The 26,059-nt window shown below is 66.2% G+C and carries 26 protein-coding genes; 12 read left to right on the forward strand and 14 right to left on the reverse strand.

The genetic code is table 11. The features are described from left to right. Window positions 1–98: 98 nt before the first annotated feature. The 4 genes from VVR85_RS09720 (at window position 99) to VVR85_RS09735 (ending at window position 4,143) form a co-directional block, all read left to right on the forward strand. Window positions 99–1,313, forward strand: coding sequence for an ABC transporter substrate-binding protein (locus tag VVR85_RS09720; RefSeq protein WP_368520695.1), 1,215 nt, complete (start codon window positions 99–101; stop codon window positions 1,311–1,313). A gap of 15 nt (window positions 1,314–1,328) precedes the next feature. After that, window positions 1,329–2,435, forward strand: a complete 1,107-nt coding sequence (locus VVR85_RS09725; RefSeq protein ID WP_368520696.1) for a FecCD family ABC transporter permease — start codon at window positions 1,329–1,331, stop codon at window positions 2,433–2,435. Window positions 2,436–2,437: 2 nt separating this feature from the next. Next, complete coding sequence (locus VVR85_RS09730) at window positions 2,438–3,196, forward strand: ABC transporter ATP-binding protein (protein WP_368520697.1); 759 nt, start codon at window positions 2,438–2,440, stop codon at window positions 3,194–3,196. A gap of 77 nt (window positions 3,197–3,273) precedes the next feature. Then, window positions 3,274–4,143, forward strand: coding sequence for a hypothetical protein (locus VVR85_RS09735; RefSeq protein ID WP_368520698.1), 870 nt, complete (start codon window positions 3,274–3,276; stop codon window positions 4,141–4,143). Window positions 4,144–4,312: 169 nt separating this feature from the next. Here the strand turns inward: VVR85_RS09735 and VVR85_RS09740 are convergent, their stop codons facing one another. Together VVR85_RS09740 and VVR85_RS09745 are read right to left on the reverse strand one after the other, a co-directional pair. Beyond that, window positions 4,313–5,068 carry a hypothetical protein gene (locus VVR85_RS09740; protein WP_368520699.1) on the reverse strand — a complete coding sequence of 252 codons (756 nt, stop codon included), beginning with the start codon at window positions 5,066–5,068 and terminating at the stop codon, window positions 4,313–4,315. After that, window positions 5,068–6,048 carry an MDR family oxidoreductase gene (locus tag VVR85_RS09745; protein ID WP_409338205.1) on the reverse strand — a complete coding sequence of 327 codons (981 nt, stop codon included), beginning with the start codon at window positions 6,046–6,048 and terminating at the stop codon, window positions 5,068–5,070. The genes VVR85_RS09740 and VVR85_RS09745 overlap by 1 nt, the downstream gene beginning before the upstream one ends. Window positions 6,049–6,172: 124 nt before the next feature. On the opposite strand from VVR85_RS09745, the gene VVR85_RS09750 reads away from it, so the two are divergent. Then, window positions 6,173–6,733, forward strand: a complete 561-nt coding sequence (locus tag VVR85_RS09750) for a VanZ family protein (protein ID WP_368520701.1) — start codon at window positions 6,173–6,175, stop codon at window positions 6,731–6,733. Here VVR85_RS09750 and VVR85_RS09755 read toward each other — a convergent pair. Genes VVR85_RS09755 through VVR85_RS09765 form a run of 3 tightly spaced genes read right to left on the reverse strand, consistent with a single transcriptional unit; the run spans window position 6,730 to window position 9,565 of the window. Further along, entirely contained in the window at window positions 6,730–7,752 is a 1,023-nt protein-coding gene (locus tag VVR85_RS09755; RefSeq protein WP_368520702.1) for an FAD-dependent oxidoreductase, read from the reverse strand. The genes VVR85_RS09750 and VVR85_RS09755 overlap by 4 nt on opposite strands. Next, window positions 7,752–8,357, reverse strand: a complete 606-nt coding sequence (locus VVR85_RS09760; protein ID WP_368520703.1) for a response regulator — start codon at window positions 8,355–8,357, stop codon at window positions 7,752–7,754. Before VVR85_RS09760 ends, VVR85_RS09755 begins: the two co-directional genes overlap by 1 nt. Before the next feature lie 47 nt (window positions 8,358–8,404). Further along, complete coding sequence (locus VVR85_RS09765) at window positions 8,405–9,565, reverse strand: sensor histidine kinase (protein ID WP_368520733.1); 1,161 nt, start codon at window positions 9,563–9,565, stop codon at window positions 8,405–8,407. 165 nt (window positions 9,566–9,730) lie between these two features. On the opposite strand from VVR85_RS09765, the gene VVR85_RS09770 reads away from it, so the two are divergent. Genes VVR85_RS09770 through VVR85_RS09780 form a run of 3 tightly spaced genes read left to right on the forward strand, consistent with a single transcriptional unit; the run spans window position 9,731 to window position 12,223 of the window. Further along, window positions 9,731–10,744 carry an ABC transporter permease gene (locus VVR85_RS09770; protein ID WP_368520704.1) on the forward strand — a complete coding sequence of 338 codons (1,014 nt, stop codon included), beginning with the start codon at window positions 9,731–9,733 and terminating at the stop codon, window positions 10,742–10,744. 1 nt (window position 10,745) lies between these two features. Further along, window positions 10,746–11,426 (forward strand): ABC transporter ATP-binding protein, encoded by a 681-nt coding sequence (locus VVR85_RS09775; protein ID WP_368520705.1) that lies wholly within the window; start codon window positions 10,746–10,748, stop codon window positions 11,424–11,426. A gap of 59 nt (window positions 11,427–11,485) precedes the next feature. Beyond that, window positions 11,486–12,223 (forward strand): TIGR02206 family membrane protein, encoded by a 738-nt coding sequence (locus VVR85_RS09780; protein WP_368520706.1) that lies wholly within the window; start codon window positions 11,486–11,488, stop codon window positions 12,221–12,223. Here VVR85_RS09780 and VVR85_RS09785 read toward each other — a convergent pair. Both VVR85_RS09785 and VVR85_RS09790 read right to left on the reverse strand, forming a co-directional pair. Then, window positions 12,206–13,690, reverse strand: coding sequence for a bifunctional ADP-dependent NAD(P)H-hydrate dehydratase/NAD(P)H-hydrate epimerase (locus VVR85_RS09785; RefSeq protein ID WP_368520707.1), 1,485 nt, complete (start codon window positions 13,688–13,690; stop codon window positions 12,206–12,208). The two genes, VVR85_RS09780 and VVR85_RS09785, sit on opposite strands and share 18 nt — an antisense overlap. Before the next feature lie 9 nt (window positions 13,691–13,699). After that, window positions 13,700–14,512 (reverse strand): Fpg/Nei family DNA glycosylase, encoded by an 813-nt coding sequence (locus tag VVR85_RS09790; RefSeq protein WP_368520708.1) that lies wholly within the window; start codon window positions 14,510–14,512, stop codon window positions 13,700–13,702. A 577-nt stretch (window positions 14,513–15,089) separates the two neighbouring features. Between VVR85_RS09790 and VVR85_RS09795 the strand changes: the two genes are divergently transcribed. Together VVR85_RS09795 and VVR85_RS09800 are read left to right on the forward strand one after the other, a co-directional pair. Beyond that, entirely contained in the window at window positions 15,090–16,586 is a 1,497-nt protein-coding gene (locus tag VVR85_RS09795; RefSeq protein ID WP_368520709.1) for a DUF1846 domain-containing protein, read from the forward strand. Between the two features lie 53 nt (window positions 16,587–16,639). Continuing rightward, window positions 16,640–17,578, forward strand: coding sequence for a rhodanese-related sulfurtransferase (locus VVR85_RS09800; protein ID WP_368520710.1), 939 nt, complete (start codon window positions 16,640–16,642; stop codon window positions 17,576–17,578). 603 nt (window positions 17,579–18,181) lie between these two features. Here VVR85_RS09800 and rplI read toward each other — a convergent pair. From rplI to VVR85_RS09835, 7 genes are all read right to left on the reverse strand, one after another. Continuing rightward, window positions 18,182–18,634 carry a 50S ribosomal protein L9 gene (gene rplI / locus VVR85_RS09805; RefSeq protein ID WP_368520711.1) on the reverse strand — a complete coding sequence of 151 codons (453 nt, stop codon included), beginning with the start codon at window positions 18,632–18,634 and terminating at the stop codon, window positions 18,182–18,184. 51 nt (window positions 18,635–18,685) lie between these two features. Beyond that, a complete protein-coding gene (locus VVR85_RS09810; protein ID WP_368520712.1) occupies window positions 18,686–19,291 on the reverse strand; it encodes a single-stranded DNA-binding protein in 606 nt (201 codons plus the stop codon). Window positions 19,292–19,344: 53 nt separating this feature from the next. Continuing rightward, window positions 19,345–19,635, reverse strand: coding sequence for a 30S ribosomal protein S6 (rpsF, locus tag VVR85_RS09815; RefSeq protein WP_210400092.1), 291 nt, complete (start codon window positions 19,633–19,635; stop codon window positions 19,345–19,347). Window positions 19,636–19,762: 127 nt separating this feature from the next. Next, window positions 19,763–19,951, reverse strand: a complete 189-nt coding sequence (locus VVR85_RS09820) for a hypothetical protein (protein WP_368520713.1) — start codon at window positions 19,949–19,951, stop codon at window positions 19,763–19,765. A 2-nt stretch (window positions 19,952–19,953) separates the two neighbouring features. Further along, entirely contained in the window at window positions 19,954–21,357 is a 1,404-nt protein-coding gene (locus VVR85_RS09825) for a glycosyltransferase family 87 protein (protein WP_368520714.1), read from the reverse strand. Window positions 21,358–21,385: 28 nt separating this feature from the next. Continuing rightward, complete coding sequence (locus VVR85_RS09830) at window positions 21,386–23,650, reverse strand: transglycosylase domain-containing protein (RefSeq protein WP_409338206.1); 2,265 nt, start codon at window positions 23,648–23,650, stop codon at window positions 21,386–21,388. A gap of 105 nt (window positions 23,651–23,755) precedes the next feature. Further along, on the reverse strand, window positions 23,756–24,130 hold the full coding sequence (locus VVR85_RS09835; RefSeq protein ID WP_368520715.1) for a DUF5318 family protein: 375 nt from the start codon (window positions 24,128–24,130) through the stop codon (window positions 23,756–23,758). Window positions 24,131–24,361: 231 nt separating this feature from the next. On the opposite strand from VVR85_RS09835, the gene VVR85_RS09840 reads away from it, so the two are divergent. After that, window positions 24,362–25,456, forward strand: coding sequence for an inositol-3-phosphate synthase (locus VVR85_RS09840; protein WP_368520716.1), 1,095 nt, complete (start codon window positions 24,362–24,364; stop codon window positions 25,454–25,456). A 74-nt stretch (window positions 25,457–25,530) separates the two neighbouring features. After that, a complete protein-coding gene (locus VVR85_RS09845) occupies window positions 25,531–26,019 on the forward strand; it encodes a MarR family winged helix-turn-helix transcriptional regulator (protein WP_368520717.1) in 489 nt (162 codons plus the stop codon). Window positions 26,020–26,059: the final 40 nt, after the last annotated feature.

The raw sequence follows: 26,059 nt of genomic DNA on the forward strand, positions 1-26,059 counted from the left end.
CAGGGTCGCCTAAAATATTTTGATGCCCACCCTCAGAGGACTAAGGTTAAGCTGTCCTTGCTTACATGCTTATTACTCTGAAAGGGTTCCAGCACATCATGAAGAAAATCCTGGCCGCTGTCGCGGCGTCTGCGCTGATCTTCGGCGCAGCGGGCTGTTCTAGCGACTCTGCCGACAACGGCTCCACCGGGTCGAATGGCTCGAATGGAGCTTCTCAAGTAAACCAAGACGGCAAGAAGGTGGAGAACGCGGCCCTGACGGTCCACGACGCCGCCGGACGCACCGTCGAATTCGCGGAACAGCCGGAGCGCATCATCCTGGCGGAAGGCCGCAACACCTTCGTCACCTCGATCCTGCAAGACGACCCGTTCAAAAACGTCGTCGCCTTCGGCTCGGACCTGACCAAGGCCGCGCCGAAGTTCGAAGAAAAGCTGTACGAGCTGAACCCGGCGGCCAAGGACCTGCCGGAGATCGGCAACATCGCCAAGGGTGACGTGACCGTGGAAAACCTGCTGGCGCAGGACCCGGACGTCGTCGTCATGTCCCTGGACCACAAGGAGGGCGCGGAAAAGACCGGCTTCCTGGACGACCTGGACAAGGCCGGCATCACCTACGTCTTCACCGACTTCCGCCAGAAGCCGCTGGAGAACACCACCACCTCCGTGAAGCTGCTGGGCGACCTGCTGGGTGAGACCGAGCGCGCCGAGAAGTTCAACGAGTTCTACGACGGCAAGGTCAAGGAAATCACCGACCGGATCGCCGACGTTAAGGACGAGGACCGTCCGGAGGCGCTGGTCTGGACCGCCGCCGGCATGATGGACTGCTGCTCCGTCTCCGCGGACAAGAACTTCGGCGCCCTGCTGGACGCGCTGCACGCCAAGAACCTGGGCGAGGACATCACCTCGGCCGAGAACAACACCCTGACCGCCGAGAAGATGATCGAGATGCAGCCGGAGAACCTCATCGTCACCGGCGGCGAGTGGTCCGACGAGACGGACAAGACTCCGGACGTGCGCCACGTCCAGCTGGGCTATCAGTCCAGCCCGGAAAAGGCGCAGGAGACCCTGGACGGCCCGCTGGAGACCCAGGGCCTGGACCTGCTGGAAGCCCCGAAGAACGACAAGTACTTCGCCGTCTACCACCAGTTCTACGACAACCCGTTCAACGTCTTCGCCCTGGAGGCCTTCGCGAAGTGGCTCTACCCGGAGAAGTTCCAGGACATGGACGCGGCCCAGGACTTTGAGGACTTCCACAAGGACTGGCTGCCGTTCGACTACTCGGGCGCCTTCTTCGCCCAGAACCAGGACAACTAACCTGCGATGGCGTTAATGCAAGCAACAGACGCAACTGGTCACCGCCCGGCCCAGCCTGTCACGAGCGAGGAGAACGCGGGGCTGAAGCAACTGGCCATCAAGGACTACCGCTCGCGGGGGCGCCGGAAGGTGGTGGCCATCGTCGGGCTGTTCTTGCTCGCCTTCGTCGCCTTCGTCGTGGCGACCATCGTCGGCCCCATCGACCTGAGCGTCCACGATCTCTTCCTGGCGCTGACCGGCTCCGACGGGGTGGATCAACGCACGCACACGGTGCTGTGGCAGCTGCGCCTGCCGGCCTCTGTCATGGCGCTGCTGGTCGGCGCGGCCCTCGGCCTGTCCGGGGCCTTCATGCAGACCATCCTGGATAACCCCCTGGCCGAGCCTTTCACCCTGGGCATTTCCGCGGCGGCGGCCTTCGGCGCGGCGTTTTCCATCGTGATGGGCTGGACCATCTTGGCCAACCCGCAGTTCAACCTCGCGCTGCTGACCTCCGTCTCGGCGCTGCTCGCGGTCGTCGTCGTGGCCGCGGCATCCCTCTGGCGGGGCGCCAGCGCGGAGGTCATGATCTTGCTGGGCATCGCTCTGTCCTTCTTCTTCCAGGCCCTGCTGTCGCTGATGCAATACGGCGCCTCCACGGAAGCTTTGCAACAGATCGTCTTCTGGACCATGGGCTCCATGCAGCGGGCCAACTGGACCTCCAATGGCATCATCGGCGTGGTCCTGCTCCTGGCCCTCCCCTACGCGGCCGCCAGCGCGTGGAAGCTCACGGCGCTGCGCCTGGGCGACGACCGGGCGGCATCGTTGGGCGTTAACGTCAAGGCCCTGCGGATTGCGACCCTGGTGGTCGCCTCGGTCTTGGCCGCCGCGGCCGTGGCCTTCGCCGGGATCATCGGCTTCATCGGCCTGGTGGGCCCGCACATCGCCCGCATGCTGGTGGGTGAGGACCAGGCCTTCTTCCTGCCCGCCTCGGTCGCCTCCGGCGCGGTCCTGATGACCGTGGCTTATGCGGTCTCCATCTCGATCGTGCCCGGCGTCGCCATCCCAATCGGCATCATCACTGCCCTGGTGGGCGTGCCCTTCTTCGTTTTCCTCATCTTCTCGCGGCGGAAGGGAAGGAGCTAACCATGGCAATCACGGTTGAAAACCTCACTTTCCGCTACGGCAAGCACACCATCTTGGACGGCATGTCCTTCGGGCCGCTGAAGGAAGGCCGGGTAACCGGGCTGCTGGGCCCGAACGCGGCCGGCAAGTCCACGCTGCTCAACACCATCGCCGGGCTCAAGCAGCCGGCGGACGGCCAGGTGCACCTGACCCGCGGGGAAACCGAGTTGGGCAAGAAAGAGCGCCGCACGGCTATCGGCTACGTGCCCCAGGACATCCTGTCCACCGCCTCTCTCACGGCATTCGAAAGCCTCATGGTCACCGCCCGGCGCAGCCACCGCCCCGGGGTCGAGCCCGTCCAGGCCAGCGCCGACACCCTTGAGCTGCTCGGCATCACCTACCTGGCCGACCGCCTGGTCTCCCAGATGTCCGGCGGCCAGCGCCAGCTGGTCAGCGTCGCGCAGGTCTTGGTGGGCAACCCCGACATCCTGTTGCTGGACGAGCCGACCTCCGCGCTGGACCTGCGCCACCAGATCAAGCTCCTCAAGGTGGTGCGCGGCACCGTGGCCGACGGCGCGCGCCAAGCCGTCGTGGCCATCCACGACGTGAACCTGGCCGCTCGCTACTGCGACGACCTGCTGGTCATCAAGGGCGGCAAGGCCCTGGCCCACGGCACCCCGGCCGAGGTGCTCACGCCGGAGCTCATCGCCGAGGTCTACGGCATCGAGTCCACCATCCTGGATGACGCCGGGACCCCGGTCATCTGCCCGGTGTCGGCCTAGGCCTCCCGGCGGGCCCGCGGGCGCTAGCCAAGACGCGCTTACACTGGAAGGCATACCACTCGTTCAAGGAGGTTTGTATGTCTGAATTGCTCGTCTTGCTGCACCAGAAGGAAGAAATCGTGGCCGTGGATACTGCGACGGGATCCGCGCGCACGGTGGTGGAAAGCACCGGCGGTGGGCCCGACGGTATCGCGTTGGCCGAAGGATATATCTTCTACTCCACGATGGGCACCCCGCGCCCCAACGGCACCCAGGAGGGGGATTATTCCTCCCCGGACGGCGGCATCCACCGCGTCGCCTTCGACGGCACCGCCGCCACCGGCCCGGTCGAAGACCTCGTCGCTACGGATGACGCGCGCTTTACCACCGGCAAGCAACTGATTTACGCCGACGGCGCGCTCTACGTGGGCGACCGCGAAGGCCACAAGGTCTGGCGGGTGACTGACCCGGCGGGCGCTGCCCAGCTGGAGCAGCTAGTGGCCACCGACCCCGCCGGCAGCTGGCGGACCACCCCGGTCGGCGTGGCCGTGCACGACGGCACGCTGTACTGGACGCAAAAGGGCCCGTCGAAGGGCGGCCACGGCAGCATCCACGCCGCCGAACTAACGCAGCTGGGCGCCGACGCCGTCGATCCGGGAAGCACCCTGGTGGACGGCCTGCCCGAGCCCATCGATCTGGCCGTGGTGGGCGACTATATGTACTGGACCGACCGCGGCGCGGAGCCGGACGGCAACTCCCTCAACCGCGCTCCCCTGGCGGATCTGAGCCAGGTCGAGGTCGTGGTGCGCGGCCTGCACGAGGCCATCGGGCTGGCCCTGGACCCGGCAGGCTCCGCGGTCTGGGTCAGCGACCTGTCCGGCACCATCTACCGCGTCGACACCGAAACATCCGAGGCCACGGCCGTCGCCCACCTGGATACCCCGGCCACCGGCATCGTCTTCGTCTAACCAGCCGACCCACGAGGAGGCCGGCTGGGCTACGGGGACGCCGGCTGGCCCGCGAGGGCAGGAAAAATTTTCAATCGATCTTGTTCCTTTTGTAGAAAAGCGCAAACTTAGACAGTTAAGTTTTCGTGTTTTTCGAAAAGGGACAAGATCTCATGCAACAACAGCGGGCTTAGCGAGCCAGGGCGGTCTCCCAGAAGCCGGCAGAAGCCAGCATGCAGGCCGCGCCGAAGAAGACCTGGCCCTCCTCCGGAACCTCGCCGGTCAGTAGCAGTGGGAGGTTGCCCGCCGGGGTGGCCAGGGTAGCGACTACGAATTCGTTGCCGGTCAGCTGGTTGGTGCGCTTCTGCGCGCTGCGGATGACCCCGCCGAGGCGGGCGAAGGGGTTGACATTGCCCGGGTGGAAGTCGCGGTAGAAACGCTCGGTCGACGGCGAATAGAGCATGGACGGCTCGGCGGCATCGTAGGCGTCTTTGGACTCGCGCCAGCTTTCCACCGAGTCGTACAGCGTGTAGTCGGTGCCGGCCGCGGCCATGCGTAGCTCGGTGGCGCGCAGCTTGCGCCCGCCCGCAGGATTGCCGGCGGGCAGGGCGAAGGCCTCGTCCGAGGCGGCGGCGAACTGGTTGAAGACTTCCCCGTCGCCGGCGCGGCGTAGCTCCACCAGCGACAGGTAGGGGCTGACGCGGTAGGTGGACGCGTCGACCGTGTTGTCGGAGCGGAAGCCCGGCAGGGTGGCCCATTCGCCCTCGTACTGCAGCGCGGTCATGCGCGCGCCGGAGGGATCCTGGTAGGTCATGGCGGCGTCGAAGCCGTCGACCGGGATGGTCCGCTGCCCCGGGGCCTCCTGGATGAGCTCCAGCAGCTCGTCGAAATCACCGAATTCGAAACCCAGGGCGGCATAGACCTGGGCCATGGCCTCCTCGCCCATTAGAGCTCCACCACCGTGCGGCCGTGGCGGGTGCCGGCCAGCAGGGCCTCGCCCGCGTCGGCGACCTTATCGATGCCGATGGTCGTCGTCAGGCTGTCGAGGACCTCGACCGGCAGCTTGTCCGCCAGCAGGTCCCAGGCGCGCTGGCGGTAATCCAGCGGGGCGTCGACCGAGTTCACGCCGGCCAGGATGACGTTGCGCAGGATGAACGGCAGCACGGTGGTCTCCAGCTTGGGGCTGGCGGCCATGCCCGTGGAGGCGACCACGCCGCCCCAGGTGACCTGCGCCAAGACGTTGGCCAGGACGTGGGAGCCGGCGGTATCCACCGCGCCGGCAAACCGGGCCTTTTGCAGCGGCTTGCCGGCCTCCGAAAACTCTGCGCGGTCCAGCACCTCGTCCGCGCCGAGGCGGCGCAGGTAGTCGCCGTGTTCTTCCACGCGGCCGGTCAGGGCGGTGACGGAAAAGCCCAGCTGCTTGAGCAGTACGACCGCAATCGAACCCACGCCGCCGGTAGCGCCCGTGACCAGGATCCGCGGCGAATCCTCGGGAGAAAGACCGTGGTCCAGCAGGGAGTTCACGCAGAGCGCGGCCGTGTAGCCGGCCGTGCCGATGGCCGCGGCCTGCGCCAGGCTGAAGGCCTCCGGGACGGCGACGGTGGCCTCCGCGCGCACGCGCTGGCGGTCGGTGTAACCGCCGTGGCGGAACTCGCCCAGGCCGTCGCCGTTGCAGACGACCTGGTCGCCCGGGTTGAAGCGCTCCGAGTCGGACTCTTCCACGGTGCCGACCACGTCGATGCCGGGAACCAGCGGGTTGGTGCGCATCACGCCCTTGTCCCCGTTAAGGGCCATGGCGTCCTTGTAGTTCAGGGAAGAATGGCTGACTGCGACTACGACGTCACCTTCGGTGTTGACCGAGCTCTGCTCGGAATCCTGCGAGTGTTGGACAGAGCCGTCATCGTTGCGAGTTACCCAAATAGTCATGTCCGCCATGTTACGCGCCCCACGGCTAACCTGCATTGTTAGAACGGACACCCTCGGGGAGGACTCAGGTTCCTGCCAGTGTCTCCCCTCCCGATTAGCAGGGCGGGCGGTTACGGTAGAGGACATGTCAGCCAACTACCGCCTCGCCGTTGCCGAGCCCACCGCCGCTCGGCCGCGTCGTGCTGGGCGCGGGCGGATGGCCCTCAGCTTCGCTGTCATCCTCGCGATGGTGGGGCTGGTGACCTTGGCCAAGCCGTGGATCGAAATCCCCGGCCTTATTAACGGTTCGGCGCACGCGATCCGCAGCCTGGATCTGCAATTCCTGGATGGCTGGGAGACCCCGCCCATCTGGTACGGGCCGTACACCAATACCTTCGGCAATATCTTGCTGTTCGTGCCGGTGGGCGCCGCCTTCTACACGCTGACGCGCGGCACCGGCCGGGCGGTGCTATTGGGCCTGGCCACCAGCCTGAGCATCGAAATCATCCAGTACATCTTCGCCCTCGGCTACAGCGACGTCGACGACCTGCTGTTCAACACCATCGGCGCAGCACTCGGCGGCATCTGGTTCGCCCGTTGCGACCACGCGGCCCGGACCCGCCTGTTGTGGCGCCTGACGCTGATAGGCGCCATCGTCACCGCGTTGATGCTCGCCGCCTTGGGCTTTACCTTCCTGCGCGGCTAAGCGCGGACGATCTTCTCGACCGCGGCGGCGGTCTGCTTAGCAAACGGCGAGACCCCCGTGATGGTGGCCGAGCCGGGGCCGGTCCAGCTGCCGTAACCCACCAGGAAAAGGCCGGGCACCTGGGCCTTGCCCTCGGCGACCAGGTGCCGGATGGGACCCAGGGCCGGGCGGAAGCCCGTGCACCAGATGAGGTGGTCGTGGTCGAGCTCGTCCAGCCGTCCGAAGATGGGTTGGGCGACCAGGCGCCCGGCATCGCGCGCCGCCTTGACCGGCGGGACCATGACGATATCGCCGAGGGAAGACTCCGAACCCGGATCGGGGCGGCCCTCCTTCTGGGCCAGCAGCCGCGCGCGGCTGTGGTGGAAGAGATCCCGGCCGTCGATGTTGTCCGGCATCCAGCGCGGCGGCCGGTGCGTAAACCAGTCCACTTGGGCCGCAGTGTCCAGCAGGTCCGCAGCAATTTGCGCGCCGGAATTGGCCCCGCCCACCACGGCCACGCGCGCGCCGGCAAAGGGGGAAGCACCCGGGTACCACGCCGAATGCCACTGCTTGCCGCGGAAGTGCCCGGGATAAAAAGGGATAAACGGGCTGGACCACGTGCCGGTCGCGGCCACGACGGTGCGGGCGGCAACCGTCGGGGCATCGCCGCCGCGGAGGGCCACCACGAAATGATCCCTGGCGTCCTCACTGTGGTTATCCCCGTGGCCCTCGCCGTGGTGGTCGACCCGCGTGACGGTGACCGGGCGGATTACCGGCAGGTCGTAGCGCTTTTCGTAGGCGCGCAGGTAGTCCACCACGTGGCTGGCCGGCGGGTAGCCGGGGTAGGCGGGCATCGGCATGCCCGGCAGGTTCGAGGCCGTCGCCGGGCTGAACAGGTGCAGCGAATCCCAGGTGTGCTGCCAGGCCCCGCCCGGGGCGGGCTCGGCGTCGAGGATGCGGAAATCGAGGCCGCGCTTGCGCAGGTAGTAGCCGCAGGCGAGCCCGGATTGCCCGCCGCCGATAACGAGACAGTCCAGCATTAGATGAGCTTCAATTCCTGCGCCCGGTGGATGGCCGCGGTGCGGGTGTCCACGCCTAGCTTCTGATAGATGTGAATCAGGTGCGTTTTCACCGTCGCCACGGAGATAAACAGCTGGCTGGCCAGCTCCTTGTTGGACACGCCCGTGGCCAGCGCGCGCAAGATCTCAATCTCCCGGGCCGACAGCGCCTGCTGCCCGCGGCCCAGCCGGTCGGCGAGCATCCCGGCGACCTCCGGGGACAGCGTGCGGCGCCCGGCGGCCGTGTCCAGCACCGCCTGGTGGAGCTCCTCTTCCGGCGAGTCCTTCAACAGGTAACCGCGGGCGCCGGCCTCCAAGGCGGCGACGATATCGGCCTCCGTGTCATAGGTGGTCAGGATGAGCACCGGCGGCCCGCCGCGCTCCACCACCCGCTGGGTGGCTGTAATACCGTCCACGCCGGGCATCTGGATATCGCAGACGATGACCTCCACCTGCGGGTCTAAGTCATCGACCGCGGAGCCGTCCGCGCCCTCGGCCACGACCTCGATGTCGTCGAAGCTGTCCAAAATGGCGCGCAGGCCCGCGCGGACCACGGGGTGATCATCAATCAGCATCACTGCCACCATGGTGCTCGTCCTCCTCGTCTAATCGTGCGTCCGCGTCCGGAGCGCTCCTACTGTGTGCCCGTTTCTGCCGGGCCGGGGCGCTGGGACTCGGCCGCGTGCTGGCTGGTCAGGGGAATGCAGACTGCCAGGGCGGTGCCGGCGGCGCCGGTGGATTCTAGGCTCAGGCTACCTCCTAAGTCCTCCACGCGGCGGGCCAGCCCGCGCAGCCCGTAGCCGAAGCGCCCGTCGGTCCCGTCGCCGTCATCGACGACGTCGACGGTCACGGCGTCCGCAAACAACCCCAGGGTGACCACGGCGCGGGAGGCGTGGGCGTGCTTGACCACGTTGTTGAGGCCCTCCTGCACGCAGCGCAGGGCGGCGGAGAAGACCGGCTCCGGCAGGGCGGCGGCCTGGCCGTGGGTATGCAGCTCAAAGGTGGTGAGCTCCCCCAGCGCCTGGCCCCGCCGGCGCATCCGCGCCAGCACCTCGGCGGCGGCCTCCGGGAGAGGGCGGGCGGACTCCGGCGCCGTCAGATCCCGCACGAAGCGCCGGGCCTCGGCCAGGTTTTCGCGGGCCACGGACTCGATGGTGGACAGGCCCTCCTGCGCGCTGCCCGGGGCCTGCGCGCGGGTCGCACGGGCCAGCAGCACGATGGAGTTCAGCCCCTGGGCCACGGTGTCGTGGATTTCCCGGGATAGGCGCTCGCGCTCCTCCAGCCGGCCGGCCTGGTGCTCCGCGGCGGCGAGCTCCTCGCGCGTGGCCCGCAGCTGCTCGGCCACCTTCCGGTGGTGATCCGCCTCCCGCGCCAGGGCCCGGTAGGAGTAGTAGATGGCCACGGCGAACAGCGTGCCGATAGCCGGCCCGATGGCCGCGGCCACCGTCCAATCCGCCGGGTGGAGCCAGGCCGGCACGAAGGCCGCCACTGCCCAGGCGCCCGCCACCGCTATCAGGCCGGGCGCGGTGGGCAGCAGGTGCAGGTACAGAAAGGCCAGCGGGAATTCCAGCCACAAAAAGTCCGGCGTGTGGACGACCAACCCGAGCCACAACATGGTCACCAGCACCAACCAGGTATACCGGGTGGCCCGGCGCAGCGGCACGCCCCGCTTTTCCTGCCAGGTGCCGGCGACGTAGACCACGGCCAACACCCCGGCCAACAGGACGGCGCGGTAGTCCAAGCGCCCGTCCACGCCGGCGCGCAGCACGCCGAAGCCCAGCAGGAAGGCGAACATGACGTGCAGGCCCACGCGCAGCCCACTCAATACGGAGTCGAAACCAAACCTCACAGCGATCCAAGCTAGTCGGGCGGGAGGTTGATTTTCATCAACCAGTCGGTTGACTGGCAAATCAACCGCCGCCCCGATTACTTTCTGAGCTGGGCAAACCATGATGAAGGTATGTTCTTAGCACTTCGAGATATCGTTTATGCCCGCGGCCGGTTCGCGCTGATGACCGCCGTCGTCGGGCTCATCACCCTATTGCTCGTCATGCTGAGCGGACTCACCGGCGGCCTCAGTAAGCAAAACACCTCCGCCCTGGAGGCGCTCGATCCGGCCGGCGTGGTCTTCAGCAGCGACGAGCCCTCCTTCAGCGACTCCCAGATCGACCGGGCCTTCGCCGCCGACTACCCCGGCGCCACCGCCCTGGGAGTAAGCCAAACCCGGATCGCCTCCGGTGACGAGGCCGGCACCGTTGCGGTGATGGGCCTGCCCGAAGGCAGCCTCGTCCCCGGCACCGAGACCCCAGTGAAAACCGGGCAGTTGCAACTGTCCGAGACGGCCGCGGAAGATATCGCCGCCTCCGCCGGGGAGATGCTCCAGGTAGGCGGGGAGGACGCCCGGGTCGCCGGGACCGTCCCGGACGAGTTCTACTCCCACTCCCCCGTCGCCTGGACCACCACGCAGACCTGGCGCGAGGTCGCGCACGCCCCGCAGGACGTCGTTGGCACCGTCCTTTTGACTGAGGACGCCGACGCGCCGGGCGCGGTCTCCCTGAAGGAGGCACTCGGCGGGCTGGCCAGCTACCAGTCGGAGCGCGGCTCGCTGCTGACCATGCAGGGATTCCTCTACGCCATCTCCGCGCTGGTGACCGTCGCCTTCCTGACCGTGTGGACCATCCAGCGCACCCGCGACCTGTCCATCCTGCGCGCACTCGGCGCCGACGGTTCCTACCTCCGCCGCGACGCGCTCGGCCAGGCCGCCGTGGTCCTGGGGCTGGGCACCGTCCTCGGCGCCGTCGTGGGCTGGGGCCTGGGCGAAGCCGCCGCCCAAGCGCTGCCGTTCGAACTGTCCATCAACACCGTGCTGGTGCCCGCCGTGGGCATCTGGCTGCTCGGCCTGGCGGGCGCGGCACTGGCTACCCGCAAGGTCTCCCGTACCGATCCGATGCTGGCTCTAGGAGGGGCTGCCTAAGATGACTTACCCACTTGATCTACTCAATATCACCGTCACCTACCCCGATGGTCCCACCGTGACCACCGCCCTCGACGCCGCCGACCTGCAGGTTCCGGCCGGCCAGGTCACCGCGCTCGTCGGCGAGTCTGGCTCTGGCAAGTCCACCCTGCTGTCGGTGGGTGCTGGGCTGGTGGTCCCGGACAGCGGCAGCGTGCGGGTGGCCGGCACCGATCTCACCGATGCCCCGGACAAGCTGCGCTCTCAAACCCGCCGCAACCACATCGGCATCATCTTCCAACAGGCCAACCTGATTGCCTCGCTGACCGTGCGCGAGCAGCTCGAGATCGTCGATCACATCAGTGGGCGCAAGCGCCGCCCGCGCCATGCCGATGAGCTCCTCGAGCAGGTCGGCCTGGGCGGGCTGGGCGGCCGCCGCATGCAGCAGCTGTCCGGCGGCCAGCGCCAGCGCGTCAACATCGCCCGCGCCCTGATGGCCGACCCGGAGGTCCTGCTGGCGGATGAGCCCACCAGTGCGCTGGACTCCAAGCTCAGCCAGCAGATCATGGACCTGTTGATTCGGCTTACCCGGGAGCGCGATCTCGCCACGGTGGTGGTTACCCACGATCGGGGCCTGGCCGCCGAGTGCGACGCCGTAGTGGAGGTCAATGACGGAAAGGTTAAGGAGACGATAGTAACCTAGTTCGGGTCATGTTAAAACGCCCGCGTAAAGCACGTGTAGTCCCCACCGCGTATCCCCGGATGCCGCAGTGGGGATACGCGCATATCACCATGCTGGCCGTCACGGTCGCCGCGTGCGGAGTCTTCATCGTGGCCGCGCGGCGCGTGCGCGGCACCAGCAAGGAATCCTTCCTGCGGAAGATGACCGGCTGGGTCATGCTCGTCGCCGGCACCGCCTGGACGATTATCTCCCTGGACCCGAAGCAGTTCGACGTCCGGGAGTCGTTGCCGCTGCACCTGTGCGACGTCCTGCGGCCGGTGCTGGCCATCGGGCTTATCACGGAAAACGAGCGGGCGCTCAACCTCACGTATTTCTGGGGGATTATCCTCAACCCGCAGGCGATCATCACCCCGGACGTGATCTACTACTTCGAGCCGAAGTGGCTGCGCTTTGCCACCTACTGGTTCTTCCACATCACCGCGCTGGCCACTCCCCTGGCGCTCACCTTCGGCCTGGGCTACCGCCCGACCTGGGCCGGGTACCGCTCGGCCGTGGCCACCACCCCGGTGTGGATGGCCACCGCCATGTTGGTCAACCGTTTTACCGACGGCAATTACGGTTTCTTAAACCACCCGCCGGGCAGCCGCTCCATCATCAACTACCTGGGCCCGTGGCCTTTCTATATCGTCTCCGAGATCCTCGCGGTGGGCGCGGCCTGGGCTGCGATGACCGCGCCGTGGCAGCTGCCCTCCCTGCGCCGCCGCACCCGGCAGATCGGCCCGAAGGGCCTGGTCCGCAAGCTACTGGCGCGCAAGTAGCCGTGCGATAGCCGCGGGGATGGCGGCGGCTATCTGGCTGGCAGTGGCTACCGATACCCCGTACTCCGTCGTCGCCGCGATCTCCGCGGCGTGGATGTGGATGGTCACCGCGTGGACGATGGCGTCCATGGTCATGCCCTCCAGCGCTACTTGCGCGCCGAGGAGCCCGCTGAGTACGTCGCCGGAGCCGGCTGTGGCGGCCAGCGAATGGCCCGCGTTGATGCCGACCGGGGTGGTGCCGGCCCATTCCGGGCCCACGACGGTGGTGATCCGGCCCTTGTGCAGCACCCAGCACATCAGGTTTGCGGCTAGGTCTTCTTGCGCCTCCAGGCGCCCGGCGGGCTTTTCGCCCTGCACGCAGCCGGCGTAGAGGGCGTCGAATTCCGCGGCGTGCGGGGTCAGCAGGACCGCCGGGTGCGCGCGGACCAGGTTCTGGAGGCGCGGGCTGTCGGCCAGCTGGCGCAGGCCGTCGGCGTCGATGACCACCGCGCACTCCGGGCGCTGTAGTACGGCCTCCAGCTCCGCGGCGGCGGCCTCTGCCCTACCGGGGCCGACCACCCAGCTATCGACGCGGGCGTCTGTCCCGGTGGCCGAGACTATCTCCGGGAAGCGCTGCGTGGCGCCGGGGTTGTTGAGGACCTGGACCATGGAAGGCGTCGTGCGCAGGGCGCCGGCGGCGGCGAGCACCCCGGCGCCCGGGTAGCGCTGGCTGCCGGCGCAGATGCCGGTCACCCCGCCGCTGTATTTGTGGGAGTGGATCCCGGGGCGGGGATCCGGGATGGGGCCAGTGGTTTCCGCAGGACGCAGAAATGGCGAGTCCCAAACATAGCAGCTGCCCACGGTGGGTTCGGCCGCCAAATAGGCGTCCGGGATGTGCCGGGCGAGCGCCTCGGCGAAGTTGGGCACGTCTCCCACGATGACCTCGCCGCACTCGGCTGCCACGGCCTGGCCCAGCCGCCCGCCGCCGAAGGTGACGGTGACGTCGGCGGTGACCGCGTTGTCCGCGGCCACTCCCGAGTCGGCGTCCACCCCGGTGGGCATGTCGACGGCCAAGACCTGGGCGCCGGCCAGCAGGCCGTGGACGTCCGGGTCCAGGCCGCGGGCCGAGCCCAGCCCGGCGACCGCGTCGATGACCAGGTCGAACTGTCCCGCCTCCGGGGCCTTGTCGGTGATGGTGACGCCGGCCTGCTCCGCGGCGGCCCGGGCCCGCGGCTGGGCGGAACCGGTAACCAGCAGCGCCTCGACCGAGCGGCCGAGCTGCGCCAACAGCGCGCCGGCGTAGAGGCCGTCGCCACCGTTTCCCCCGGAGCCGGCCAGCACCAGGATGCGCCCGGAGCCCGACATCGCCGCCGCGGTGCGGGCGACGGCCTGGGCGGCGGCGCGCATGACGTGATCCGGCTCGGGCTCGGCGGCGAGCAGCTCCTTTTCGGCGGCGCGGACAGCGGCAGTGCTATAGGTGGCTAACATGCCTCCAGCCTAGGCCGGCTGGCAGGTCGGGCACCAGAAAAGATTGCGGGATTCGAGCGCGCGCTCGGCAATCGGGGTGCCGCACACGTAGCAGCCCAGGCCGGCCCGGCGGTAGACGTAAACCTCTCCCCCGTGATCGTCCTTGCGCGGATCGCGTCCCATCGCCTCTGGGGTGTGCTCGTCGCGGACGGTGTCGATCCGTCCGCGCTCTACGCCCACCTGCATGAGGAAGACCAGGTCCGCCCAGAGGGCATCGAAAGCCGCGCGGTCCAGTTCCTTGCCGGGCAGGAACGGGCTAATGCCCTGCCGGAAAAGGGCCTCCGCGCGGTAGATGTTGCCCACCCCGGCGAACAGGTGCTGATCCATCAACAGGGAGGCGATGCTGCGCCGGGAGCGGTGCACCTTCTCCCATACCACCTCGGGATTCGCGTCCGCGCGCAGGGGGTCCTGGCCCACCTTGGTCAGGCGGGCGGCATAGTCCTCCTCGGTGATCAGCCGGCAGAACTGCGGGCCGCGGAGGTTGGCCGCCAGCTCGTCGGTGGTGATCCGGAGCCGGATCTGGCCCCAGACGTCTTCTGCCGGCTCGAAGCGCAGCGAGCCGATGAGCCCCAGGTGGATGTAGACGATGTGCTCCGGCTGGGGTGCGTCGAAGTGTACGAAGAGGTGCTTGCCGAAGGTCTCGGCCCGGTCGATCTCGCACCCGTCCAACTGCGCGGCCTCGGCGGCGAAGCGGCCCTGCGGGCTGGTGACCTGCAACGCGCGGTGCCGGAAATCGTGGTTGAGGCGGTTGGCTAGACGGTGAATAACATGACCTTCGGGCATACTGATCCAGTCTAGTCGGCGGCGCGCGCGTGGCCCTCGGCGGCAGTGAGTGACGGAAATCATAATACCTATGACATCTTAGGAACCTGTGTATTGCGGTTGCCGTCTTCCCTGCGCACAGCGTTAACATCAGGAAACTCCAAGGTAGACGAGGCAATTGTGGACGAGACAACGATTAAGCAGATTCATAACTTTGGTGCTATCTGCGGTAGGGTGACCACCAGTCGACGCCGTCCGAGAGGGTTGACGTCGGGTACGGGCGTGACGGTTGTTGGGTAAGAGCGGCAACCGTCGGAAACGCCTATTCCTGGAGAGAGGCGAACGGCGCCGCTAACCCATATTCCTTTCCGTGGGTGGCGGCGCCGTTTGACATATCCCGGCCTCCCCCGCGCTTATCTCTTCTCGGGGCCCAGATCACTGCCAACGTAGAGGAAATGACAAATTTTTCGGGCCTCGTTATAGGCTGACTAGGATTTCTATGACTTTTAGGTCGGGGTTGCGTAGACTGTAGCGGCGTACATAAATCGATAAGACGGCAGTAACGCCGCCCATGCTGATGGAGCAAGAAGGGCCATTTATGACGCACGCACTTGGATTTGACCGCGAAAAATACATCCAACTCCAGTCCGAACACATCAGCGCCCGGCGGCGTGACATCGGGGGAAAGCTTTACCTGGAGATGGGCGGCAAGCTTTTTGATGACATGCACGCCTCCCGCGTGCTGCCCGGATTCACCCCGGACAACAAGATTGCCATGCTGGAGCATATCCGGGACGAGGTGGAGATCCTCGTCTGCATCAACGCCAAGGACATCGCCCGACAGAAGGTGCGCGCGGATCTGGGCATCCTCTACGAAGACGACCTGCTGCGCCTGGTCGACGTCTTCCGCGAACGCGGCTTCCTGGTTAACAACGTGGTCATGACCCAGCTGGAGGACGGCAACGGCCCGGCTGAAGCCTTCATCGACAAGCTGGAGCGCCTGGGTCTCAAGGTCGCCCGGCACCGCATTATCCCTGGCTACCCGACCGACACGGATCTGATCGTCTCCGAGGAGGGGCTCGGCCGCAACGAATTCGCCGAGACCACCCGGGACCTCGTCGTGGTTACCGCGCCGGGGCCGGGCTCCGGCAAGCTGGCCACTGCGCTGAGCCAGATTTACCACGAGCACCAGCGCGGCGTGCAGGCCGGTTACGCCAAGTTCGAGACCTTCCCCATCTGGAACCTGCCCCTCGAGCACCCGGTCAACCTGGCCTACGAGGCCGCGACCGTGGACCTGAACGACTCGAATATCATCGACCACTTCCACCTGTCGGCCTACGGGGAATCCACGGTGAATTACAACCGCGACGTGGAGGCCTTCCCGCTGCTCAAGTCGCTGCTGGAGCGCCTGACCGGCCAGACCCCCTACCAGTCCCCCACGGATATGGGTGTCAACATGGCCGGCCTGTGCATTACTGACGACGCCGTCTGCCGCGCCGCCTCCCAGCAGGAGATCATCCGCCGCTACTTCAAGGCGCTAGTCGAAGAAGCCCGCGAGGGCCTGGATTCCACCCAGTCCGACCGCGCCGCGGTCATCATGGCCAAGGCCGGCATCCGCGCTGAGGATCGCCCGGTCGTCGAGCCGGCGCGCCAGCGCGCCCAGGAGACCGGGGATCCGGCCTCCGCACTGGAGCTGGCCGACGGCACTATCATCACCGGCCGTACCTCCGCGCTGCTGGGTTGCTCGGCGGCCATGCTGCTCAACGCACTCAAGCACCTGGCCGGCATCGACGACGAGATCCACCTGCTCTCCCCCGAGGCCATCGAGCCGATCCAAACGCTCAAGACCAAGCACCTGGGCTCCCGCAACCCGCGCCTGCACACCGACGAGGTGCTCATCGCCCTGTCGACGTCCGCGGCGAAGGACGAGAACGCCCGCCGCGCCCTCGAGCACATCAAGGAATTGACCGGCTGCGACGTCCACACCACCACCATCCTGGGCTCGGTAGACGAGGGGATTTTCCGTAACCTGGGCGTGCTGGTGACCTCGGACCCGGTCTTTGCCCGCAAGAAGGGCTTGTACCACAAGCGCTAAACCGCAGGTCAACAATTCGGAATTTGCCGGTGCCCCGCCTAAGATTTTAAGGCGTGAGCATCGGCAAAATTCTCCTGTACTACTGCTTTACCCCGCTCAAGGACCCGCAGGCCATCATGCTGTGGCAGCGGGACCTGTGTGAATCTTTGGGGCTCAAGGGCCGGATCCTGGTGTCCGAGCACGGGATCAACGGCACCGTGGGCGGGGACATGGACGCCTGTAAGCGCTACGTGCGCAAGACCCGCGACTACCCCGGCTTCAAGAAGATGGCCTTCAAGTGGTCGGAGGGCTCCGCGGACGACTTCCCGCGGTTGTCGGTGAAGGTACGCGACGAGATCGTGGCCTTCGGCGCGCCCCAGGAACTGCAGGTCGACGAGGACGGCGTCGTCGGCGGCGGCGTCCACCTGCGCCCCGAGCAGGTCAACGAGCTGGTCGCCGAGCGCGGCGACGACGTCGTCTTCTTCGACGGCCGCAACGCCATGGAGGCCGAGATCGGCAAGTTCAAGGGCGCAGTCGTGCCGGATGTAAATACCACGCACGACTTCATCAAGGAGCTGGAGTCCGGCAAATACGACTGGATGAAGGACCGGCCCGTCGTGTCCTACTGCACCGGCGGGATTCGCTGCGAGGTCCTCTCCGCCCTGATGAAAAACCGCGGTTTCAACGAGGTCTACCAAATCGACGGCGGGATCGTGCGCTACGGGGAGAAATACGGAAACGACGGGCTGTGGGAAGGCTCGATGTACGTCTTCGACAAGCGCATGCACCACGAATTCGGCATCGGCACCGAGGACCCCGGCTTCATCCAGCTGGGCCACTGCGTGCACTGCGGCGCCGGGACGAACACCTTCCATAACTGCATCAATGAGGATACCTGCCGGCGTCAGGTCCTCATCTGCGACGACTGCGCCCAGCACACCGAGACCCAGCACTGCGGCCGGCCCGACTGCGCGGCGGTAGCCGCCGAGGCCGCCGGGAAAAAGGGCAACTAGGGCGAATACCCCGGGGCATGGTTCGGGGGAGGGCGAGGCAAATCCAGTCGGGGAGAGGTGCCCGCTTTTACCCCCGCTGCGTTGGGCTCGGGGGTACAAATCGCCGCCCCTGGTGGATAAGGCCGGGGGAGTTATCCACAGGTAGCTGTAGAATTCCCTCTCACCTTTGCTTTCGTCGTCGAAGTATCCACCGGGCGCTGTGGATAACTCTCTAATTTTCTGACCAGCGGTTTTAATAATTGCAGGTCAGACGGTTTTTAAAGGTGTGAATACTTTAAAGAAAAACGTGAATAACTTTCCTACCTGCGGCGACGGGGCGTCACTTTGAACCTGTATATTTTTCGTAACAGTCGTCCCCGGGTAGAAGTTATCCACAGCTGGAGCCGAGTTATCCACAGTTACTCACAGGCCCGTAGTCCGCGTTCGGGTTCGCGGTCCGACCAGGCGCCAGATCGCGGGGATCTGCGCGATAGGTGCCGGGGATGACCGTGTGGGCATGCAAAAAGGCCCCGGGGCGAAATCCCACCTCACATAGGATTTCGGCCCCAGGGCCTTCAAGCTGCTGTTGTCTTTGGGTCTATGGTTTGACCGTCGAGCGCCTAATTAGGCAGCTACGACCGAGAAGTTCACCTTGCCGAGAACGTCAGCGTGCAGCTGGAGCTCGACCTGGTAGTTGCCGGTCTTCTTGACCAGGCCCTTGGGCATCTTGACGATGCGCTTGTCCAGGTTCGGGCCGCCAGCCTTCTTCACGGCGTTGACGATGTCCTCAGCGTTCACGGAGCCGAAGAGCTTGCCCTTCTCGGAGGTCTTAACCTCGACCGTGACGTCGTTGAGCTGCTCAAGCTGATCGCGGACCTCGCGAGCGTGGTCCAGGTCGCGGATTGCGCGAGCTTCCTGGGCACGCTTGATGCCCTCGATCTGCTTTTCTGCGCCGCGGGTGGCAACGATGGCCAGGCCGCGCGGCAGCAGGTAGTTACGTCCGTAGCCGTTCTTAACCTCAACAATTTCGCCGGGGGCGCCGAGGTTCTCAACGGCAGCGGTGAGGATCAGCTTCATGATCCCTGCCTTTCAATTGAGTCGTTTATTCGATGATTACTGCGCACTTAGTTAGAACGGGGGTTCATCATCAGCGCCGGAGAAGCCTCCGGCCTGCGGTGCAGAATTCCACGGATCGTTGTCCTGCGCGGACTGCTGGTTGCCGCCAAAGCCACCCTGGCTGAAACCGCCCTGGTTGCCCTGGTTACCGCCGAAGCCGCCCTGGTTTCCGCCCTGATTGGAGCCGAAGTTGTTGGAACCCGAGTTGTTTCCGCCCTGGTTGTTGCCAAAGTTGCCGCTGCCGCCCTCACGCGGGTTGCGGTGAACCTGGGCCTTGGCGTACTTCAACGAGGGGCCAACCTCATCAACGTCAATCTCGAAAACGGTGCGGTTGTCACCGTCTCGGGTCTGGAAACTGCGGGCCTTCAGGCGGCCGTTGACAATAACGCGCATGCCCTTGGTCAGGGTCTCTGCGACGTTTTCAGCCATGTTGCGCCAGGCGTTGCAGGTCAAGAACATAGCTTCGCCGTCTTCCCACTGCTGTTGCTGCGCATTGAAGTAACGCGGGGTAGAGGCCACCCGGAAATTAGCTACGGGTGCGCCAGACGGGGTGAAACGCAATTCCGGATCGGCGACGATATTGCCTACTACGGTGATTGGGGTATCTCCCTGTGCCATGTTCTTAAACTCCTTTTCGTGGAAACTGTAGTTTTTACAAACCCCAGTATCCGCTATTTAGCGTCGGTGCGCAGAACCTTGGTACGCAGAATGGCGTCGTTCAGGTTCAAACGGCGATCGAGCTCGAGCACCGAGTGGGACTCGCACTCCAGGTTGACGACGGCGTAGATGCCCTCTTCCTTCTTGTTGATGGGGTAGGCCAAGCGACGCTTGGTCCAGACATCGACGTTTTCAACCTTGCCGCCGTCCTTGCGGACGGAGTCGAGGAACTTGTCTAGGGACGGGGTTACGGTGCGCTCATCCTGGCTAGGATCCAGAATGATCATTACTTCGTAGTGACGCACGGACCTCATCACCTCCTATGGTCTAGTAAATGGTTTTCGGCCACATCACCTTTGCGGATGTGGCAGGAGGGTACGTTGCGTCAAGCAACCCCACCACAGTACCGCACTCGGGGCCCAAAACTGAAATCTAGCCGCCCTGGGTAGCGGCGAAAAACACGGCGCTGCCCGCGGGCACGAGCGTCAGGAAAACCAGGGCCAAAAGGCCCAGGACGATTGGCGCGGTGCGCTGGCCCTTTTGCTGGTAGAGGTAGTAGGCCGTGCCCACACAGGCAAAGCCAATGACGATAGAGATAATGCCAATGATGGTGATGAGCATGATTAGTGCAACGGTTGTAGGGGATCGGAATATGGACGGTCGGGGTGGACGCTGCGCACGGCGTCGTGGGCGCTGCCGCGAAGCTGCCGCAGCACCAGCACGACCATGGCGATGATGAGGCCGTCGCGCACCAGGATGGCGGTATCCAGCAGCTCGTGCGGGATGCCGCCGTTTTCGGCGCCCAGCATGTGCCACATCAACAGCGGCCAGACCGCGAACTCGGCGCAGGCCCACGCGGTAATCAGCCGCCATCGCGGCACGGCCAGCACCGCCGGGATAAGCAGCCACAGCGAGTACTGCGGCGACCAGACCTTGTTGACCAACAAGAACGCGGCCACGATGAGGAAGATGAGCTCGCCCACCCGCGGGGTGCGGGCGGCCTTAAGGCCGACGACGAGGATGGCCAGACACAGGGCGGCAAAGAGCCCGAAGGAGATGACGTTGAGAACGCCGGGGGAGACGTTAAACGGTGTGTTGCGGGCCAACACGGCGTAGACGGTGGTCCACTCCCAGGACCGCTCCGAGTTGAGCCGGAAGAATTCTCCCCACGCCGCCGGATAGGCCAGCGCCACCGGCAGGTTGACCGCCAGCCACGTCAGCGTGGTGGTCCCCAGCATCTGGCTGAACGGCCGCCACGACTTCGTGCGGATGGCCAGCACGAGGTAGGCGCCCAGGATATAAAGCGGCCAGAGCTTGACCGCGGTGCCAATGCCAACCCAGAACCCCGCCCAGCCCGGCCGGGAGCGCTGGAAAGCGGAAACGGCGGCGACCATGCAGAAGATGGAAGGGATGTCCCAGTTCGTGAAGGCGTGGACGATAACCAGGGGGCTGGCCGCGATGAGCAGCGTGTCCCAGAAGCGATTGCCCACCAGGCGCATCACGAGGGTGATGGTCGCGACCCAGAGGACGGACATCGCCAGCGCCGTGAGCGCGAAGTACCAGCCGGCGGCCGGGATGCCCGCCCAGACCACCAGGGGGTGGGTCGCGCGCGACACGGCCGCGATCGCGCCTTGGAAGAGCCCGGCCAGCACCGGGTATTCCATGTAGCGGGTGACGCCGTCCTCGACCCAGGAGAAGGCGTAAGGGAAGCCGCCCTGGTCGAGGCCGCGCCCGGCAAAGAGCGGCACGATGTCGTTGTAGCAGGCGGAGGTGTAGTGCCGGTTGCCGGACCAGTCGAGCTGGACCGCGCCGTGCTCGTCCCGGATGCCGCCCGCGCAGTTGGCCTTGGCCAGAAAACCGAGGGCGAGGAAAACCCACGCGACCGCGATGACCGCCCGGGCCGGGGTCATCCAGTGCGGGCGGGGGCGGGCAAAGCGCCCGGCCGGCCCACCCAAGAAGTCGACGATGCCGCGGGCCATGGGCTCCGCGCTCAGCGGCACCCAATTGCGCGGGGCGGTGTCGTGCATATGCGTGTGTACTCCTCCGCCTCGGCGCCTAGCCCAGGATGTCGGCTAAGCCGCCCTGGGGATCTTCGAGGAAGTCCTCGAGCGAGGGGTTGCCCCCGCCGCCACCGCCGCCGTTTCCGCCGCCATTGCCGCCGCCGTTACCGCCGGACGGGGCGTTGCCGCCGCCGTTACCGGAGTTGTCGTTCGGGTTACGGCTCGGCTCGGCCGGGGCCGGCTGCGTGGGCTGTTCGCCCTCGCCCTCGGCCGGGGCTTCTTCGACGCCCTCCGAGTCGCTCGGGGTGTAGGTGTCCTCCGTCGGCGCGTAGTAGGTCGCGCCGCCGCCGGCCCCGCCGGTGCCGTAGCGCACGGGAGCCGCCTGCGGGAAGGTCTCGTAGTCGGCCTCGGCCAGCGAGGTGTCCAGGATGGACTTCCAGATCTGGGTCGGGGCGCCGGCGCCGTACATGTTGCCGCCGTAGGCGTTGAAGATGGCGTCGGTGTTTTCCGCGGTACCGACCCATACGGCGGTGGCCAGCTGCGGGGTCGCGCCGACCATCCAGGTGTCCTTGTTGTAGCCGGTGTCGCCCAGCTGGGCGGTACCGGTCTTGGAGGCGGACTCGCGGCCGCCCGCCAGGGCGCCGTTCGACCAGGCGGCCACGGGGCGCATGGCGTCGATGACGTTGTTGGCTACCTGCTGGCCGACGCGGCGCTCACCCTTATCCGTCGGGTGCTCGTAGAGGACCTCGCCGTTGATGGTCTCGACCTTCTCGACGAAGTGCGGGTTGTGCCAGACGCCCTGGTTGGCCAGGGTGGCCATGGCGATGGCCATGTCCATCGGGCGGGACTGGTACTGGCCCAGAACGATGCCCTCGTAGGGCTGCTTGCCGTTCTCGGTCAGGGTCTTTTCAATCCCCGGCAGGGAGCGGGCCACGCCCAGGGCGTGGGCCATGTCCGCGGTGTCCTGCGTGGTGTTCTTCAGGTCCTCCTGCAGGCGGATGAAGGAGGTGTTGTAGGACTTCTTCGTCGCCTCGCGCAGGGAGCACACGCCACAGCCGCTGCCGTTGACGTTGTTGACCACCTGCGAACCGGGCAGCTGGTACGGGGCGGAGGAGTAGTTGGTATCCAGCGAGATGCCCTGCTGGAGGCCGGCCGCCAGGGCCATGATCTTGAACGTCGAGCCGGTCTGCAGGGGAGCGTTGGCGTAGTCCCAGCCGTGCTCCTCGTGGCCGCCGAAGTAGCCGCGGATAGCGCCGGTGGACGGTTCAATGGTCACGGCCGCCGCGCGGGCGTCTTCCTGCAGCGGAGCCAGGTTGGTATCCACGGCGTCGATGCCGGCGTTCTGGACGTTCATGTCGATGGTTGTGGTGATCCGCAGGCCCCGGGTGTTGACGTCTTCCTCGGTGATGCCGACCTCGCCCAGCTCCCGGATGACCTGGTTCTTGATGTGGCCGTTGGCGCCGGGGGCCTCCGTGTAGGCGGAGTACTCGCCCTGCTCGCGGGTCTGCGGCATCTGCATGCCGGCGCGCTCCGCGGCGTCGAGCTCGCCCATGTCGACCAGGCCGTCCATGACGTAGTTCCAGCGGGCCTCGGCCGCGTTCTCATCCACCGCCGGGTCCAGGGCGCTGGGGGCCTGGATGACGCCGGCCAGCAGGGCGGACTCTTCGACCGTCAGGTCCTCGACGTTCTTGTCGAAGTAGGCGTTGGAGGCGGCCTGGATGCCGTAGGCGTTCCGGCCGAAGTAGACGGTGTTGAGGTAGGCGTTGAGGATGTCTTCCTTGGACCACTCGTTGGTCATCTTGATCGAGTAGATGAGCTCGCGCGCCTTGCGCACGTAGGAGCGCTCGTCACCGACCAGGGTGTTTTTCACGTACTGCTGCGTGATGGTGGAACCGCCGCCGGCGGAAGAGTTGCCGGTGATTTCACCCAGCACGGCGCGGGCGAAACCGCTCAGGGAGAAGCCGGAGTTGGTCCAGAACTCGCGGTCCTCGGCTGCCAGGGCAGCGTTTTCCGTGTGATCCGGGATCTCGTCGAGCTTGACCTGGCTACGGTTGCCCTCCGGGGGCACGATGCGCGCCAGCTGCGTCGACGAGTCGTTGGCGTAGATGTAGGAGATCTGGTTGTTAGTCAGCTCCTCCGGCTCCGGGACGTCGTATTGCGCGTAGGCGTACGCGAAAATCGCCAGGGGAAGGAAGACGATTACGCCGACGACCGCGAGGACGATCCACGGCCAACGGCGCTTGTTTTTCGCCTGGCCAGCGGAGGCTGGTTTAGCCGCGCCCTGGTTATCGCGGGTGCGGGATCCACTATTGTCAGTCACTGCGACCTTAGCCCTTACTTAACTTGTAAACCTAGACTTCAATATTCGCAGCTTACCGGCTAGGTGGGCCCGCAGAAAACTAACACGCACAACTCACAGCTTCGGTCAATCTGTGCGGTGGCGGGCCTCCGCCGTTTCTAGCAGGTAATTCCAGCGGCAGGACGGGCATACCTCCACGGTGTGCACGGTGAATTCCAAGCCTTCGGCCGCGAAGTCGGCGATCTCGCTCAGCCGGCGCGCGCTGCCCGCCCGGCGCCCCAAGCTATCCCCGTAGACCCACCGGGTCAGCCGCATGCTCTCCGCCCCGCAGACCGGGCACGCCTTGGGCAGGTCGACCCCGTGGTGCTGGGCGGCCGCCCGCAGGAGGAAATCGGCGTCGCAGACCTCCTCGCGCAGGATCCGGCCCGCCCGGAGATCGCGGATGCACTGGGCGCGCTCCCACTGGTGGGAGACCGCCTGGGTGAACACGAGTCCGCTCATCAACTGTCCCTTCCTGTCTCAAAGCCCCGGCGTTTGCTCGGAGGTTAAGGTTCCGGCCGCCGGTGGCGCCCCAATCTAGTGGGTTTTGTGCCATCTTGATCGATCCACTTGCTGTCCCGCCCACACCCGTGCCGGGCCGCGGCCTAGGCTCAGCGATGTGAACCGGCGGCGTCCGTGCCGCTTTTAGGTATCAGCCACATATTCAGCCGAACCAAGGAGTTAGACCCGACCGTGTCTGGAAAAGTCAAAGTCGCCATCGTGGGCGTCGGCAACTGCGCCACCTCCCTCATCCAAGGCGTGGAGTACTACCGTAACGCCGCCGAGGACGAGAAAATTCCGGGCCTCATGCACGCGCGGCTCGGCGACTACCATGTCGGCGACATCGAATTCGTCGCTGCCTTCGACGTGGATGCCGCCAAGGTGGGCGCGGATCTGGCCGCCGCCACCCGCGCCTCCCGCAACTGCACCATCACCATCGCCGAGGTCCCGGACCTGGGGGTTAGCGTGCAGCGCGGCCCCACCCTGGACGGGCTGGGCACGCACTACCTGGACAGCATCGAGGAATCCGCCGAGCCGGCCGTCGACGTCGCCCAGGCCCTGCGTGAGGCCGGCGCGGAGGTGCTGGTCAGCTACCTGCCCGTGGGCTCGGAGGAGGCCGACAAGTTCTACGCCCAGGCGGCTATCGATGCCGGCTGTGCCTTCGTCAACGCCCTGCCCGTGTTCATCGCCTCCGACCCGGAGTGGGCTAAGAAGTTCACCGACGCGGGCGTGCCCATCGTCGGCGACGACATCAAGTCGCAGGTGGGCGCCACCATCACCCACCGCGTCATGGCCAAGCTCTTCGAGGACCGCGGCGTGCGCCTGGATCGCACCATGCAGCTCAACGTCGGCGGCAACATGGACTTCAAGAACATGCTGGACCGCAACCGCCTGGAGTCCAAGAAGATCTCCAAGACGCAGGCGGTGACCTCCAACCTGCAGTCCGGGCCGCTGGCCGGCAAGAAGGAGGACCGCAACGTCCACATCGGCCCCTCGGACTACGTGGAGTGGCTGGACGACCGCAAGTGGGCCTACGTCCGCCTGGAGGGCTCCGCCTTCGGCGAGGTCCCGCTCAACCTGGAATACAAGCTGGAGGTCTGGGACTCGCCCAACTCCGCCGGCATCATCATCGACGCCGTGCGCGCGGCCAAGATTGCCCTCGACCGCGGGCTGGGCGGGCCGATCCTGCCGGCCAGCTCCTACCTGATGAAGTCCCCGCCGCAGCAGCTGCCGGACGATATCGCGCGGGCCCAGCTGGAGGAGTTCATCCGCGGCGGGCAGTCCTAGCCGGGCAAGCGGGCCTCCGGCGGGAGCGGGAAGGTGTTAACGTTTGCTGCACAAAACCGCTAAACTTAGGTTTCATGAATGAATCTAGCCCCGCAGAAAGGCCCCAAGAGTCCCCGTCCAGCGCGGAGGAGGCTTTCGCTGTCGCTGCGAAGATTCAACCGGCTCTGAACAAGCTGATGGTGATTTTCCAGCGCACGACCGAAGGATCGAGCCTGACCACCTCGCAGGTCTCCATCATGAACCAGCTCAAGGAGCGGGGTCCGTCCCGCGTCAGCCAGATCGCGCAGGCGGAGCTCATCCGCATGCCCACTGCCTCGAACGCGCTGTACCAGCTGGAGCGGCGCGGGCTGGTCAAGCGCATGCGCGACGAGAACGACCGCCGCGGCGTCCTGGTCGCGCTCACCCCGGAAGGAGACCGGGAGCTCGAGGAGGTCTCGAGCCAGCGCGCGCACGCTCTGGCGGAGATTCTGCGCTGGCTGGACAAGGACGGCCTCCAGACTGCCGAGGAGGTCGGCGACCTGATTAACCAGCTGGCGGAGATCTACCGGCCCAGCCGGGATTAGGTAATAGGGGAGCGACATTTATAAAATGGTCAGACAGCAA

It is taken from the genome of Corynebacterium sp. LK2590 (genome assembly GCF_040946105.1).
Taxonomy (GTDB): domain Bacteria; phylum Actinomycetota; class Actinomycetes; order Mycobacteriales; family Mycobacteriaceae; genus Corynebacterium.

Coding starts and splice junctions, on each gene's coding strand:
- VVR85_RS09720 (WP_368520695.1), top strand. CDS start 99: ATGAAGAAAATCCTGGCCGCTGTCGCGGCGTCTGCGCTGATCTTCGGC.
- VVR85_RS09725 (WP_368520696.1), top strand. CDS start 1,329: ATGCAAGCAACAGACGCAACTGGTCACCGCCCGGCCCAGCCTGTCACG.
- VVR85_RS09730 (WP_368520697.1), top strand. CDS start 2,438: ATGGCAATCACGGTTGAAAACCTCACTTTCCGCTACGGCAAGCACACC.
- VVR85_RS09735 (WP_368520698.1), top strand. CDS start 3,274: ATGTCTGAATTGCTCGTCTTGCTGCACCAGAAGGAAGAAATCGTGGCC.
- VVR85_RS09740 (WP_368520699.1), bottom strand. CDS start 5,068: ATGGGCGAGGAGGCCATGGCCCAGGTCTATGCCGCCCTGGGTTTCGAA.
- VVR85_RS09745 (WP_409338205.1), bottom strand. CDS start 6,048: ATGACTATTTGGGTAACTCGCAACGATGACGGCTCTGTCCAACACTCG.
- VVR85_RS09750 (WP_368520701.1), top strand. CDS start 6,173: ATGTCAGCCAACTACCGCCTCGCCGTTGCCGAGCCCACCGCCGCTCGG.
- VVR85_RS09755 (WP_368520702.1), bottom strand. CDS start 7,752: ATGCTGGACTGTCTCGTTATCGGCGGCGGGCAATCCGGGCTCGCCTGC.
- VVR85_RS09760 (WP_368520703.1), bottom strand. CDS start 8,357: ATGGTGGCAGTGATGCTGATTGATGATCACCCCGTGGTCCGCGCGGGC.
- VVR85_RS09765 (WP_368520733.1), bottom strand. CDS start 9,565: ATGTTCGCCTTCCTGCTGGGCTTCGGCGTGCTGCGCGCCGGCGTGGAC.
- VVR85_RS09770 (WP_368520704.1), top strand. CDS start 9,731: ATGTTCTTAGCACTTCGAGATATCGTTTATGCCCGCGGCCGGTTCGCG.
- VVR85_RS09775 (WP_368520705.1), top strand. CDS start 10,746: ATGACTTACCCACTTGATCTACTCAATATCACCGTCACCTACCCCGAT.
- VVR85_RS09780 (WP_368520706.1), top strand. CDS start 11,486: ATGCCGCAGTGGGGATACGCGCATATCACCATGCTGGCCGTCACGGTC.
- VVR85_RS09785 (WP_368520707.1), bottom strand. CDS start 13,690: ATGTTAGCCACCTATAGCACTGCCGCTGTCCGCGCCGCCGAAAAGGAG.
- VVR85_RS09790 (WP_368520708.1), bottom strand. CDS start 14,512: ATGCCCGAAGGTCATGTTATTCACCGTCTAGCCAACCGCCTCAACCAC.
- VVR85_RS09795 (WP_368520709.1), top strand. CDS start 15,090: ATGACGCACGCACTTGGATTTGACCGCGAAAAATACATCCAACTCCAG.
- rplI (WP_368520711.1), bottom strand. CDS start 18,634: ATGAAGCTGATCCTCACCGCTGCCGTTGAGAACCTCGGCGCCCCCGGC.
- VVR85_RS09810 (WP_368520712.1), bottom strand. CDS start 19,291: ATGGCACAGGGAGATACCCCAATCACCGTAGTAGGCAATATCGTCGCC.
- VVR85_RS09820 (WP_368520713.1), bottom strand. CDS start 19,951: ATGCTCATCACCATCATTGGCATTATCTCTATCGTCATTGGCTTTGCC.
- VVR85_RS09825 (WP_368520714.1), bottom strand. CDS start 21,357: ATGCACGACACCGCCCCGCGCAATTGGGTGCCGCTGAGCGCGGAGCCC.
- VVR85_RS09835 (WP_368520715.1), bottom strand. CDS start 24,130: ATGAGCGGACTCGTGTTCACCCAGGCGGTCTCCCACCAGTGGGAGCGC.
- VVR85_RS09845 (WP_368520717.1), top strand. CDS start 25,531: ATGAATGAATCTAGCCCCGCAGAAAGGCCCCAAGAGTCCCCGTCCAGC.